Origin of the sequence: Serratia sp. CY31944 (genome assembly GCF_052169175.1) — a bacterium.
GTDB lineage: Bacteria > Pseudomonadota > Gammaproteobacteria > Enterobacterales > Enterobacteriaceae > Serratia > Serratia sarumanii.
Genome location: NZ_JBJNLG010000007.1, coordinates 19,589 through 33,715, shown reverse-complemented (window position 1 = coordinate 33,715; position 14,127 = coordinate 19,589). Strand labels below are relative to the sequence as shown.

The following is a 14,127-nucleotide window of genomic DNA, read 5'->3' as shown; positions in this document are numbered from 1 at the left end:
ATCCCGTCCGCTTTTTCACCGCAACGGTTGGACATCTGTTCTGGGCTGAGTCTTTATCTACAGCGTTGGCTGTTTTCCCCTGCGCCTTTCAAGCCACCGCGTTGTTGTTTATCGCCTAGCGGTGGTTTGAAATTCATTGGGGATATTTTGTTTTTTTCCTCTGAGGAATTTCCGATGCACAGACCTTTCCGTTATACGCTACTGGCTTCATCGTTATGGTTTTCCTGCGGCGCGCTGGCGCAGCCGGCGGGCGATCTGCCGCTGATGCCCTGGCCGCAGCAGGTGGAAGTGACGCAACCGGCGGGCAAGCTGGTGCTGGATCACCGTTTGTCTCTGACGCTGCAGGGTGACGACTTGGGCGACGCGCTGCCGCGCTGGCGCCAGCGCATCGAACTGCAGACCGGCTGGACGCTGGCGCCGGCGAGTGAAGCGAAGGGCGGCGCGACGATCAGGGTGATGATTAAAGACCGGGTGGCGGCGCAGCCGCTGCCGGGCAGCGACGAGAGTTACCGACTGGCGGTCACGCCGCAGGGCGCCACGCTGACCGCCAACACCCGCTTCGGCGCGCTGCGCGGCATGGAGACCCTGCTGCAGCTGCTGCAGACCGACGGGCAAAATACCTTCCTGCCGCTGGTGGATATCCGCGACGTGCCGCGCTTTCCGTGGCGCGGCGTGCTGCTGGATTCGGCGCGTCATTTCCTGCCGCTGCCGGACATTCTGCGCCAGCTCGACGGCATGGCGGCGGCCAAGCTTAACGTGTTCCACTGGCACCTGACCGACGATCAGGGCTGGCGCTTTGCCTCCGAGCATTATCCCAAGCTGCAACAGCAGGCCAGCGACGGCCAGTTCTACACCCGCGAGCAGATGCGGCAGGTGGTGGCTTACGCCACGGCGCGCGGCATTCGCGTGGTGCCGGAGATCGACATGCCGGGGCATGCCTCCAGCATTGCGGTGGCCTATCCCGACCTGATGAGCGCGCCGGGGCCGTATCGGATGGAGCGCGAGTGGGGCGTGCATAAGCCGACGCTCGATCCGACCCGCGACGAGGTGTATCAGTTTGTCGACACAATCGTCGGCGAGCTGGCGGCGATCTTCCCCGATCCTTATCTGCATATCGGCGGCGACGAGGTGGACGCCAGCCAGTGGCGGGCGTCGCCGTCGATTCAGGCGTTTATGCAGAAGAACGGGCTGGCGGATACCCATGCGCTGCAGGCCTACTTCAACCAGAAGCTGGAAAAGATCCTCGAGAAGCACCAGCGGCAGATGGTTGGCTGGGACGAGATCTACCATCCGTCGCTGCCGCGCTCGATCGTCATTCAGTCCTGGCAGGGCCAAGATTCCCTGGGCGCCAGCGCGCAGGACGGCTATCAGGGCATCCTCTCCACCGGTTTCTACCTCGATCAGCCGCAAAGCACCGCCTATCACTACCGCAATGAAATTCTGCCGCAGCCGCTGGGGGTCGAGACGGCGGTGCAGCCCGGCGAGCAGGCGCAAAGCTGGCGTTTCAGCATGCCGCGTCTGAAGGGCAGCGCGGTGGAGGGCAGCTTCACGCTGATCGAGGGCAAGCAGGGCTGGCGCGGCTTTATCGATTTCAACGGCAAATCGCGCCGCGCGGTGCACGACATTGTCTGGCGCACGCCGCAGCAGGTGACGTTCCGCGTCGATACCTGGATGGGTGACACGCGGCCGGTGTTCACGCTGCAGCAGGACAAGCTCAGCGGCTATACGTTGGTCGGCAACGTGCGTTACCCCACCAGCGGCGACAAGCTGGCGGCGGTGCCGGCGGGCAAGATGCCGGTGGTGCCGGACGAGAAGGGGCAGGCCAACATTCTCGGCGGTGAAGCGGCGCTGTGGGCGGAAAACGTGCGCGCGCCGCTTCTCGATCTCAAGCTGTGGCCGCGCGCCTTCGCGGTGGCGGAGCGGCTGTGGTCGGCGCAGGACGTCACCGACGAAAACAACATGTACCGGCGGCTGGCGGCGATCGACGCCTGGTCGGTGGTGTCGGTCGGCCTGCAGCAGCACGCGGAAACGGCGCGCGAATTCACCCGATTGAGCAACAGCGTGCAGATCGTGCCGCTGCAGATCCTGGCCGAGGCGGTGGAGCCGGCGCAGTATTACACCCGCCAGCATCTGAAGTTCCAGGCCGGCAACTATCACCAGTTCGAACCGCTGAACCGCTTTGCCGATGCGCTGCCGCCGGAGAGCGGCGCGGTGCGCGACATGCAGGCACAGGTCGCAGCCTTGTTGAAGGATAAGCGCGATAAGGCGGCGGCGCAGGCGCTGCGCGAACGACTGCAGCGCTGGCAGGCGAACGGCGCGGCGCTGCAGACGGCGATCGCGGGCAACCGCACGCTGCGAGAGCTGGCGCCGGTGGCGCAGGACGTCGATGCCTTGGCCACGCTGGGCTTAATGCTGCTGGATCGCCATCAGCAGGACAAACCGCTGAGCCGGGCCGAGGCCGAACAAGCGCAGCGCCGGCTGGATGCGGCGGCGCAGACGCGCGACGAGGTGGTGATTGCGGCGGTGTACCCGCTGGAGGCGCTGCTGCGGGGGCTTAAAACGGAGTGAGGGTGACGGGGCTCGGCCAGCTGAGCCCCGGTCTCGTTACGCCCGAAGCGACAGCGGCGCATACCCGATGGCGTGCTGCAGGTAATTCAGCAGCAGCTGGCGGGTGAAGCGCGGCTCATCGATGCCGCTGCCCTGCAGGAAGCGTTGCAGGTTGCTGCAGTCCCACCGATAGGTGTCTTGATAGAGCTCCACCGTCGATAGCTCGTCCACCATAGGATCCTTGAACAGGCTGAGCAGCGGGTACAGCGGCGCGTCGCTGTCGTTTTCCCATTGGGCTCGCCACTTTGCGAAGGGCAGAGGATGAAAGCGATAACCGAACTCGCGCTCCAGCAGGCTGAAAAACTCACGCAGCGTCAGATTATTGTCACCTTGATGGATCAGGTTGAATTTCTGCCCCAGCGCCTGCGGGTTGCGAGAGACGTGGGCGATGGCTCGGGTCATGTAATCCACCGTGGTCAACCCCTCGCGCAGATCCCGTAAATCCGGCACCGTGCCGCTGCTGATGCAGGTTCTCACCAGCCGCCCCCACCATTGGTAATCGGCGTTGACGCCGGTGCGGCTGTGGCAGGTGGCGTAGCCCAGGCGGAAGGTCATCAGCGGCAGGCCTTGCTTCGCCGCCAGATCGGCGATCTTCTCCATCACCCATTTGCTGCGCACGTAGCCGATATCGCGGCTGACCGCCGGCAGGTTTTGATCGATATCGTCGCTTTCCCGCATCACCCGCTTACCGGTGTGCAGATGCCCCCAGCTGTACACGGAGATGGTCGACAGCAGCATCAGCGGCTTGGTGCGGCTATGCGCCGCGAAACGAATGATTTCCCGCAGGCCCTGTACGTTGTCGCGCTTCATGTAGGCGTAAGGCTGGATAAAATTCACTGCGCTGGCCGAATGGTAAATCAGATCGATATCCTGACTTAATACCCGGTAAGCCGCCGGGGCCAGCGAGAAATGGTGTTCCGCCACGTCGCCGGGCAGGATATGGAGGCGTGCGCGCTGCCCGGCGCTCAACGCGATCCGGTAGCGCTGCAGCACCGCCTCCAGCCGCTGTCTCGGCGGCAGTTTGGCGCCGTCGCGCACCAGACAGTACAGCTCGGCGTCGGTGGTGCGCAGCAGATCGGCCAACAGGTGCGCGCCGACGAAGCCGGTGGCGCCGGTCAGCAAAATGGCGCGCGGCGCGCTGATTTGCCGCGCATCGAACGTCGGATCGATGACGAGATCCGACGGCAAATACACGTCATCCTGCAAGGCGCGTGCCGGCTCGCCGTCTTGAGGTTCAGGTGTTTGTTCTTGTCCCTGGCGTTGCGCCATCGCCTGCGCCAGCGTCGTCAGGTTCGGGTATGCATAGATATCACGCACATAGGTTTTGACCGCGAACGCTTTACCCAGTTGGTTTGCCAGGTTTGCCGCCAGCAGCGAATGCCCGCCCAGCGCGAAGAAATCATCGTCGGCGCGGATATGATCGATTTTCAGCAGCCTGCGCCACAGATCGGCGACGATCCGCTGGTGGCCGTCGAGCGGTTCAGCAGGGGCCGGCTGAGCCTCGGGCGCCAGGGCCAACAGCGCCGCCTGGTCGATTTTACCGTTGGCGTTGATCGGCAACCGAGCCAGATGCCGGTACTCGGCGGGCAGAGAGTAGGCGGGCAGCTGATCCTGAAGCTGCCGTTTAACCCGTGCAATGAGATCGCCGCCGGGATCTTCACCGGTCAAAAACGCCAGGATCCGCTTGTCGCTCGGATTGTCCGTTTGATTGACGAGGGCGATGGCGGTTTTTACGCCGGAGACCTGCGTCATCAGGCTGCCGATTTCACCGAGTTCCACGCGATTGCCGCGGATTTTGACCTGGGCGTCGAGTCGCCCCAGGTACTGAATGCGGCCGTCAGGCAAGCGGCGCGCCCGATCGCCGCTGCGGTACAAGCGCTGGCCGCCGACGTGCGGCGAAGTGACAAAACGCTCGGCGGTCAGCTGCGGGGCGTTCAGGTAGCCGCGCGCCAGGCAGAGGCCGCTGATGCAGAGCTCGCCAGATTCGCCGTCGGTTACCGGCCGCAGGCGCTCGTCGAGGATGAATACCTGCGTATCGGCGATGGGCCGGCCAATCGTGGACGGCGGGTTTTGCGTCGCGCAGCGCACGCGGTTGCAGGTGGCGAAGATGGTGGCCTCCGTCGGGCCGTAGTAATCCACCACTGCATAGTCGATGCCGCGCAGCTCGAGCGGATTCAGCTTTTCACCGGCGGTGAACAGGTATTTCAGCGCCAGCCCGGCGGGCTGCGGCGCGCCGATGACCTCCGGCACCAATACCGTAGGGACAAAGGCGTGGGTGAGGCGATGCCGGGCGAAGAAGGCCAGCAATGCGTCCGGCTGCAGGCGGGTCTCCTCGTGCGGCAGATACAGGGTGCCGCCGCAGATCAGCGGCGCCCAGATTTCCCATTGCGCCACGTCAAAACCGACGCCGGCAATCAGCGTGGAACGGCTGTGTTCATCCATCGCGAAACGTTGGTTATGCCAGAGGAGCAGGTTTAACAGCGAACGGTGTTCGATCATGACGCCTTTGGGCGCGCCGGTGGTGCCGGAGGTGAAAATAATATAGGCAAGCGCATCGGAGGGCGGAGGGGAAAATACAGTTATGGAAACTTTAGTCAGGGAAATATTATCAATGGAAAGGACTTTGCGCGGGAGGTTGTCGATATTTACACGAGCATCATGGTTGCTGAAGAGGATTATCGGCGAGCCACTTTGTTCGATAATATTGCGAATGCGCCGTTCGGGATAGCGGGCGTCAATGGGAATATAGCAGGCTCCGGCCTTGGCGATCGCCATCATGCCGATCGGTAATTCCACCGTGCGCTGCGCGACCAGCGGCACGGCATCGCCGGGCCGAACCCCTTCCTGTTTCAGGCGCGTGCACAGTGCGCTGCTGGCTTCATCCAATTGACGGTAGGTCAGATGTTTATTATCGCCGACGACGGCGGTTTTTTCCGGATAACGGGAAGCTTGTTGGATAAAATAATCCAATACGCTAGGTGCCATGGTTATCTCCTGTCATTATTCACGGAGTGAACGAAATGAAACAGCAATGACCCGGCCGGGTGAGAAATAATTATAGGCGTGTTTTTATTGTGGGATTGTAAATGTGAGCGGTATTACGCTATCGCTATAAATTAATTGGATTAATAAAATTCTTACCAATGAAAACGGCCAGCCGAAGCTGACCGTCATTCGCGTGCGTGTCGATTAACGACGCACGGCGATGGCTTCGATTTCGATCTTCACGTCTTTCGGCAGACGCGCCACTTCCACGCAGGAGCGGGCCGGGAACGGCGCGCTGTGCTCGGTGAAGAAGGTTTCGTACGCGGCGTTAACGGTGGCGAAGTCGTTCAGATCTTTCACGAACACGGTGGTTTTCACGATGTCGGCAACGCTCAGGCCGGCGGCTTCGACGATCGCTTTGACGTTTTCCAGCGACTGGCGTGCCTGAGCGGCCACGTCGTCGGCGACGGCGCCGGTTTTCGGATCGACCGGGATCTGGCCGGAAGTGATGATCATGCTGCCCAGATCAACGCCCTGCACATAAGGACCAATGGCTGCCGGGGCGAGTTCAGTGCTGATGTTACGTGACATGTTTTCTCCTGATAGACCCGTTGTCTTTCACGCCGCCGCGCGGTCGGCCGCAGCTTGAAATTCGGTGGGTAGCAACGTGGGTAGAGTTATTTTCAGGCACCCATTATAGGGAGTGACGCGCAGATTAACAGCGCCGCTCCCGTTAAAAGGGCAGAATTCAGTCGGCCTGCAACACCACCTGATGCTCGAACTCTTTCTCGCAATAGCGGCACTTCAGGTGCACTTCGCCGTCGCGCGGCTTCACGCTGAAGCTTGACGCCACCGGCTCGCTGCGGCTGATGCAGTTGCTGTTCGGGCAGGTCAGCACACCGTCGATGTGGTCAGGCAGGCTGAGGGTCAGCTTGCGCACCACTTCGTAGTTATCGATGCGGTTTACCGTGGCCTTCGGCGCGTACATCGCCAGCTGGTTGGCCTGCTGCTCGGTCAGGAAGGTGTTCTCGATCTTGATCAGATCCTTGCGGCCCAGCGCGTTGGAAGGCAGGTTCAGGCCGATGGTGATGCGCTGGTCGGTGGCGGTCAGCTTGAACAGCGTCAGCAGTTTGAAACCGATCTGCGCCGGAATGTGGTCGATCACCGTGCCGCATTTGATCGCTTCGACCTGCAGTTTGTTGTCGTGAGTCATGGCGGTTCCCCCTTAAAGAGCCAAATCTGCGTTGAGCACCAGCGCAAGCAGCGCCTGGCGGGCGAAGATGCCATTGCCCGCCTGCTGGAAGTAGTAGGCATGCGGCGTTTTATCCACGTCGGTGGCGATCTCGTCGATGCGCGGCAGCGGGTGCAGCACCTTGAGGTTGGCGCGCGCGCCGGCCAGATCCGCGGCGCGCAGCACGAACTGCGCCTTCACGTTGGCGTACTCGGACGGATCGAGGCGCTCTTTCTGCACCCGGGTCATGTAGAGAATATCCAGCTCCGGCACCACTTCTTCAATGCTGCTGTGCAGGCTGTACTCGATGCCTTTCTCTTCCAGCATTTTCAGGATATAGGCCGGCATCGCCAGCGCGTCCGGGGCGATGAAGTAGAAACGGTTGCCTTCGAACTTGGCCAGCGCCTGGGTGAGCGAATGCACGGTGCGGCCGTACTTCAGGTCGCCGACCATGGCGATGCTGAGGTTGCTCAGGCGCCCTTGGGTTTCCTGGATGGTGAACAGATCCAGCAGGGTTTGGGTCGGGTGCTGGTTGGCGCCGTCGCCGGCGTTGAGCACCGGCACATTGCCGGAGAATTCAGCGGCCATGCGCGCCGCGCCTTCCTGCGGGTGGCGCATCACGATGGCGTCCACGTAGGTGCTGATCACCGAGATAGTGTCGGCCAGGGTTTCGCCTTTCTTGCCGAGCGAAGTGTTGCTGCCGTCGGCGAAGCCCACCACCGAGGCGCCGAGGCGGTGCATCGAGGTTTCGAACGACAGGCGGGTACGGGTCGAGGCTTCGAAGAAGCAGCTGGCGATCACCTTGTGTTTCAACAGTTCCGGCTGCGGATTGGCTTTCAGACCGGCGGCGGTGCGCAGCACCAGCTCCAGATCCTCGCGGCTGAGATCGTTAATAGAGATGATGTGTTTGTGATACAGCGGGTTGGCCATTTTTCACTCCTCCTCGACGCGTGCCCGTGGCGCGGGACTTTGGGATATTCTCAAGGCAAAAAAAAGCCCCTCAACGAGGGGCTTGAAACGATCGGTTTAGCAACAGGAGAAACAACGGCAGCTGGCCGCCGATAGGCAGTCGGTTTTGTCGATTGCGGCTAACAAAACAAACGTCGTTTTTCATGCTTTCTCCTGGCAAATTGTGGCGCATTATACTCGCGCTTTTCGCCACTGCAAGCGTTAAAACGCCGTTTTTTGCCGCCCCGCAATCGATTGGCCGGCGATGGCCGCCCGCCGGCTATTTGCTGACGCGATCGTAGTAGACCATGTCGGCGTTCAGCCCCTGCTGGTAGTCTTTGACGTTGTCGCGCAGCACCACTTCGGTTTTGGCCTGATCGATAAACACGTACGGCGAACTGCGCTGCAGTTCCTGCTGCATGGCGGTATACAGCGCGCGGCGCTTGGCCGGATCGGCTTCGGCCAGCGCCGCCAGCGTCTGCTGGTTCAACTGCGGGATCTGCCAGCCGTTCAGCCCGGCCACCGTGCTGCTTTTGCCGTCGTTATAGGCGAAGGCGCTGGCGTTGGAGTGGGCGTCGAAGTAATCCGGGATCCACAGGCGGATCGCCGCCTGATGCTGCCTGGCGCGCACGCGGGAATATACCTGGCTGCCCGCGGCCGGGAGCAGCTCGACCTTCACGCCGGCGGCGGCGAAGCTGCCCTGCAGCGCCTGCGCGATGGTGATGAACGGCGGTTTGTTCTCTACGTCCAGCGTAAAGGTGGCGTGGGTGATGCCCGCCTTGGCCAGGATGGCTTTCGCCTTGGCCGGATCGTAGCTGAACGGGTTGGTCTCCAGCGCGCCCGGCAGCCCGACCGGCAGGAAGCTCTGGTGCACGAAGTATTGGCCCTTCAGCAGATCCTTCGTGATGCCCTGATAATCCACCAGGTAGCGCGCCGCTTCCCAGAAGGCCGGGTTGTTCAGCAGCGGATTGGCGCCGTTGCCGGTGTTGAACACCAGGTAGTTTTGTTCGGCGGACGGGATCTCCAGCACCTTGACGCCCGGTTGGTTTTTCAGCGTGTCGGTCTGATCGGCGCCCAGTTCGCGGGCGATATCGGCGTCGCCCTGCTGGATCAGCAGGCGGCGGGTGGCCGGATCCGGCACGTTTTTAATGATGATGTTTTTCAGCTGCGGCTTGTCGCCCGGCGTGGTGGGGTTGGCGTCCAGCACGATCGCCTGATGCGGCTGATAGACGCGCATCTTGAACGGGCCGCTGCCGGCGGAGTGCATTTTCAGCCACGCGTTGCCGAAGTCGCCGTCTTTGACGTTGGCCAGCGCCGCCTTGCTGTCGACGATCGAGGCGATCGGCGTCGAAAGAATATTCAGCGCCACCGCCGGGCTGACGTCCGCCGTCCAGCGCAACTGTACGGTATGTTCGTCGATCTTCTTCAGCTGCGCGTCGATGTTGTCCGGCTGCCAGCCGAGCACGTTGAGGATGAACGCCGGCGACTTGTTCATCTTGACCGCGCGGCTGTAGGAAAAGATCACGTCGTCGGCGGTCAGCGGGTTGCCGGAGGCAAACGTCGCCTGCGGCCGCAGTTTCACCGTCAGCGTTTTGGCCGCCGCATCGCTCTGCCAGCTTTCCGCCAGCACCGGCGCCACCTTGGCCGGATCGTCGCGATCCGCCTGCACCAGCCGCTGATACAGGCTGGGCACCGTCTGGATGCTGGAGAGTTCGTTGGCTTCCGCCGGATCGAGGCTGACGATGTCATCCAGCGATTGCACCACCACCAGCGTATTCGGCGGCGTGGCGGCTAACGCGGCGGCGGGCAGGGCGGCGAGCAGGAACAGCGGCAAGAGTTTGGCTTTCATCGGTGTGTATCCCCTGAAGGCGCCGCCAGGCGGCGCTGAGAACGGTTTGTTATCGTTGGTTTTTACGGCGCGGGCGCCGTCGGCCTGTCACGGTAGAGCCTTTGCCGGCGGTGAGCAAAGGTCAATCCGCTATTTGATATTCCTGGAATATATTAGCCGCCCTGGCCGGGGGCGTCAGGGCGGAGGGGAGGACTGTCAGAGGGTTTCGCTCAGGGTGGCGACCAGCACCGCCTTGATGGTGTGCAGCCGGTTTTCCGCCTGATCGAACACCACGCTGTGCGCCGACTCGAACACTTCGTCGGTCACTTCCATGCCGCCGTGCAGATCGTACTGTTGCGCCATCTGCTTGCCGAGCGTGGTTTGATCGTCGTGGAACGCCGGCAGGCAGTGCAGGAACTTCACGTTCGGGTTGCCGGTCAGCTTCAGCATCGCCATGTTGACCTGATACGGCCGCAGCAGCGCGATACGCTCCTGCCAGGTCTCTTTTGGTTCGCCCATCGAGACCCACACGTCGGTGTAGAGGAAGTCGGCGTCTTGCACCCCTTCGGCGATGTCTTCGGTCAGGGTGAGTTTCGCGCCGGTTTGCTGCGCCAGCGCCTGGCACTCGGCCACCAGCTCCGGCTGCGGCCAGCAGGCCTTCGGCGCCACCAGCCGCAGATCCATGCCCGCCAGCGCGGCGGCTTCCAGCAGCGTGTTGCCCATGTTGTTGCGCGCGTCGCCGACGTACGCCAGTTTCACTTCACTCAGCGCCTTGCCCGGCAGGTGCTCCTGCACGGTGAGCAGATCCGCCAGCAGCTGGGTGGGGTGGAACTCGTCGGTCAGGCCGTTCCACACCGGCACGCCGGCGTGCTGCGCCAGGGTTTCCACCAGCGCCTGGCCGTAGCCGCGATACTGAATACCGTCGTACAGGCGGCCCAGCACCCGGGCGGTGTCTTTCATCGACTCCTTATGGCCGATCTGGCTGCCGCTCGGGCCGAGGTAAGTGACCTGCGCGCCCTGATCGAATGCGGCAACTTCGAAAGAGCATCGCGTGCGGGTCGAGTCTTTTTCGAAGATGAGCGCAATGTTTTTGCCCTGCAGCCGGCGCTGTTCCTGCCCCTGCTTCTTGGCCTGCTTCAGATCGGCCGCCAGTTTCAGCAGCGCCTGCAGCTCGGCGGGGGTGAAATCCATTAACCTCAGAAAGTGACGTTGGTAGAACGCATTGCCGGTGCTCATAGTCCGATTCCCTGATTGCTTAATTGAATTAAAATTCACTTTATATGTATGAATATTCAAATTCAACCCCGGCGAGGAAATCTTTCACGTTTATCGTGGAAGCAATGTCGGCGGTGTGTGAAAATAGAAGGAATGAAGGCCATTTGACTTGAGGATATAGGCATGGCAAACCGCGAATTGCTGGAAGAACAACGTGAAGAGACCCGCCTGATCATCGAAGAACTGCTGGAAGACGGCAGCGATCCGGACGCGCTCTACACCATCGAGCACCATCTGTCCGCCGAGAAATTTGAGGTTCTGGAGCAGGCCGCCGTTGAAGCCTTCAAGCTGGGCTACGAAGTGACCGACGCCGAAGAGCTGGAAGTGGAAGACGGTTCGATGGTGATGTGCTGCGACGTGATCAGCGAAGTCGGCCTGAACGCAGAGCTGATCGACGCTCAGGTAGAACAGCTGGTGGCGCTGGCGGAACGCTGCGGCGTCAATTACGACGGCTGGGGCACCTACTTCGAAGATCCGAACGGTGAAGACGGTGAGGATGACGAAGACGGCGACTACATCGACGAAGACGACGACGGTAAACGCCACTAATTCCTCTCCAATCAATACCTGTGGGCCGGCTTTCGCCGGCCCCTGATATCCCCGTCGTCTTTCAAGCTGCAGCGTTGTTGGCTGCACTCTCTCACCCCAGTCACTTACCTGAGTAAGCTCCTGGGGATGAGTGAGCTGGCCGCCTAGCTGCAACTTGAAATACATAGGGCAATGACGCCATGACATACCAATCCCTGTTAGCCCCGATTTTAAGCTTCCTGCACTGTGAAACTCCTGACGCCTGGATCGACGCCGCGCGCCGTCCGGAAAACCTGCAGCTGTTGCTGACCGACCACCTGGTGTGCGAGCTGAAAGCCGCGCAGACCGGCATGTGGCTGATCCGCCGCTACGTGGCGGACAAAGAGAGCGGCGACGCGCTGTTGGCGCTGCTGCGCCCTTACGAGGCGTTTCTGCACGAAGCGCAGGGCGCGCCGGACACGCTGTTTCGCCAGGGCCAGTTCACCCGCAAGATCCTGCCGAAAAACGGCTCGGCCTACGGCCAGGATCTGGCGGATCGCATGGTGCTGTTGATCAAGGAAGAGTTGCATCACTTCTCGCAGGTGCTGGAGATCATGCAGGCGCGCGGGATCCCGTATCGCAAGATCACCGCCAGCCGCTACGCCAAGGGGATGATCCGCGAGATCCGCACTCACGATCCGGCGACGCTGATCGACAAACTGATCTGCGGCGCTTACATCGAAGCGCGATCCTGCGAACGCTTCGCCAAACTGGCCCCGCATCTGGACGACGAGCTGAACCGCTTTTACGTCTCGCTGCTGCGCTCCGAAGCGCGCCATTATCAGGACTACCTGACGCTGGCGGAACAGATCGCCGGCGGCGACATCAGCGAACGGGTGGCGCATTTCGGCCGCCTCGAAGCTGAACTGATCCTGTCGCCGGACAGCGAGCTGCGCTTTCACAGCGGCGTGCCCGCCGCCGCCTGACGTTGAGGCGCGCCCTTACTGCGGCGCGCCCAGCAACAGATCCACCGCCTTTTCCGCCAGCATGATGGTCGGCGCATTGGTGTTGCCGCTGGTGAGCTGCGGCATCACCGAGCAGTCGATCACCCGCAACTGCTCAAATCCGTGCACCCGCAGCTGCGGATCGGTCACCGCGTCCTGCGGCGACGGCCCCATGCGGCAGCTGCCCACCGGGTGATACACCGTCTTGCAGAAGTTGCGCACGAACTCTTCCAGCTGCGCTTCGTCGCGCGTCCACTCCGGCTGCGGCATCAGCAGATCCTTGATCAGCGGCTTCAGCGCCGCGGTTTGCAGGAAGCCCAGGCCGAACTTCACCGCGCGCACGCTGCCGGCCAGATCGTCCGGGTGGCCGAGGTAGTTGGCGTGCAGCTTGACCGGATCGTGCGGGTTGCTGCTGCGCAGCAGCACTTCGCCGCGCGCCTTCGGCTGCAGGTAGCCGACCTTGAGCGTGAAGCCGTGAATGTTCGGCAGCGGCTCGCCGGGCACGTCGTCCCAGCTGTCCAGCAGCGGCAGGAAGTGGATCTGCACGTCCGGCCGGCCGTTGCCCTGGCTGTCGGTGAAGGCGGCGCCTTCCAGCACGTTGGACGAGAGCACGCCGCTGCGAAACGCCAGCCACTGCGCGCCGTGGCTCAGCGCCTGCAGGCCGCGATCGGCGCCGAACAGGCTGATCGGCTCGCGGGTGCTGACGTTGATCGACATGTGCAGATGGTCGTGGAAGTTTTTACCCACCGGCAGATCCGCCCGCACCTCGATGCCCAGCTGCTGCAGGTGGTCGCGCGGGCCGATGCCGGACAGCATCAGCAGCTTCGGCGAACCGACCGCGCCGGCGCTGACGATCACCTCTTTGGTGGCGCGCGCGGTCACTTCCGCGCCGCCGTTCTGGCTGTAGACCACGCCGGTGGCGACGTTGCCCTCGAAGGTCAGCCGATGCGCCAGGGCGTTCAGTTTCACCACCAGCCGCCGTTCGTCGCGCACCGCCTTCAGGTAGGTGCGGGCGGTGCTGGCGCGTTCGCCGTTGTGGGTGGTGGTTTGGTAGAAACCGACGCCGTGCTGGCTGCCGCCGTTGAAGTCGTTGCGATAGGGCAGGTTCAGCTCCTGGCCGGCGCGGATAAACGCCATGCTGAGCGGGTGGCGGTAGCGGTTTTCGCTGACCGGCAGTAGCCCGTCGGCGCCGTGGTAGTCGTCCGACAGGCTTTCGTTGGCCTCGGCGCGTTTGAAATAGGGCAGCACCTCCCGGTAGCTCCAGCCGGCGCAGCCATAGCGCTCGGCCCAGTCGTCGTAGTCCTGCGGCTGGCCGCGCAGGTAGATCATGCCGTTGACCGAACTGCTGCCGCCCAGCACCTTGCCCTGCGCGATCTGCATGCGGCGGTTGTTGGCGTGCGGTTCCGGCTCCGTCTCGTAGGGCCAGCTCTTTTTGGCGATGATCTTGGCCACGCCGGCCGGCATCTTGATGAACAGGTTATTGTCGTCGCCGCCGGCTTCCAGCAGCAGCACCCGCGCCTGGGTGCGGCGGATCAGTTGCGCCGCCAGCACGCAGCCGGCGGAACCGGCGCCGACGATGATGTAATCAAAGGTATTTTCCGACATGACAGCTCTCCGTGCGCGATTGGGATACTGGCAGAGTAACGCGGGGGAAAAATCGGTCAATTTGCGATCGTTAATTTATTAACGAACTTCACATTAAATTTACATCGTGGTTTTTAACGTCAGTTTATCTGCTTGAA

General features: G+C 62.2%; 10 protein-coding genes. 3 read left to right on the top strand and 7 right to left on the bottom strand.

Going from position 1 to position 14,127, the window contains the following annotated elements:
- Positions 1–174 precede the first annotated feature (174 nt).
- The gene (locus tag ACJ8IN_RS10055) at positions 175–2,568 is read left to right on the top strand and encodes a beta-N-acetylhexosaminidase (RefSeq protein WP_048321253.1); all 2,394 of its coding nucleotides are present in this window, start codon (positions 175–177) and stop codon (positions 2,566–2,568) included.
- A 36-nt stretch (positions 2,569–2,604) separates the two neighbouring features.
- Here ACJ8IN_RS10055 and ACJ8IN_RS10050 read toward each other — a convergent pair whose 3' ends face one another.
- The 6 genes from ACJ8IN_RS10050 to argF form a co-directional block, all read right to left on the bottom strand.
- Positions 2,605–5,592: a non-ribosomal peptide synthetase gene (locus ACJ8IN_RS10050; protein ID WP_308325381.1), complete on the bottom strand. Its 2,988-nt coding sequence runs from the start codon at positions 5,590–5,592 to the stop codon at positions 2,605–2,607.
- Positions 5,593–5,796: 204 nt separating this feature from the next.
- A complete protein-coding gene (gene ridA / locus ACJ8IN_RS10045; protein WP_060422669.1) occupies positions 5,797–6,183 on the bottom strand; it encodes a 2-iminobutanoate/2-iminopropanoate deaminase in 387 nt (128 codons plus the stop codon).
- Positions 6,184–6,340: 157 nt separating this feature from the next.
- Positions 6,341–6,805 (bottom strand): aspartate carbamoyltransferase regulatory subunit, encoded by a 465-nt coding sequence (gene pyrI / locus ACJ8IN_RS10040; RefSeq protein WP_033636863.1) that lies wholly within the window; start codon positions 6,803–6,805, stop codon positions 6,341–6,343.
- 12 nt (positions 6,806–6,817) lie between these two features.
- Positions 6,818–7,753, bottom strand: coding sequence for an aspartate carbamoyltransferase (gene pyrB, locus ACJ8IN_RS10035; RefSeq protein WP_033636864.1), 936 nt, complete (start codon positions 7,751–7,753; stop codon positions 6,818–6,820).
- Positions 7,754–8,051: 298 nt separating this feature from the next.
- Positions 8,052–9,620: an ABC transporter substrate-binding protein gene (locus ACJ8IN_RS10030; protein ID WP_060422997.1), complete on the bottom strand. Its 1,569-nt coding sequence runs from the start codon at positions 9,618–9,620 to the stop codon at positions 8,052–8,054.
- A 195-nt stretch (positions 9,621–9,815) separates the two neighbouring features.
- Positions 9,816–10,835, bottom strand: coding sequence for an ornithine carbamoyltransferase (gene argF / locus ACJ8IN_RS10025; RefSeq protein WP_060423000.1), 1,020 nt, complete (start codon positions 10,833–10,835; stop codon positions 9,816–9,818).
- Between the two features lie 162 nt (positions 10,836–10,997).
- On the opposite strand from argF, the gene rraB reads away from it, so the two are divergent.
- Both rraB and miaE read left to right on the top strand, forming a co-directional pair.
- On the top strand, positions 10,998–11,423 hold the full coding sequence (gene rraB, locus ACJ8IN_RS10020; protein ID WP_025305115.1) for a ribonuclease E inhibitor RraB: 426 nt from the start codon (positions 10,998–11,000) through the stop codon (positions 11,421–11,423).
- Between the two features lie 179 nt (positions 11,424–11,602).
- Positions 11,603–12,367, top strand: a complete 765-nt coding sequence (miaE, locus tag ACJ8IN_RS10015) for a tRNA isopentenyl-2-thiomethyl-A-37 hydroxylase MiaE (protein WP_015376459.1) — start codon at positions 11,603–11,605, stop codon at positions 12,365–12,367.
- 15 nt (positions 12,368–12,382) lie between these two features.
- Here the strand turns inward: miaE and ACJ8IN_RS10010 are convergent, their stop codons facing one another.
- On the bottom strand, positions 12,383–13,990 hold the full coding sequence (locus ACJ8IN_RS10010) for a GMC family oxidoreductase (protein WP_197839057.1): 1,608 nt from the start codon (positions 13,988–13,990) through the stop codon (positions 12,383–12,385).
- Between the last annotated feature and the right edge of the window lie 137 nt (positions 13,991–14,127).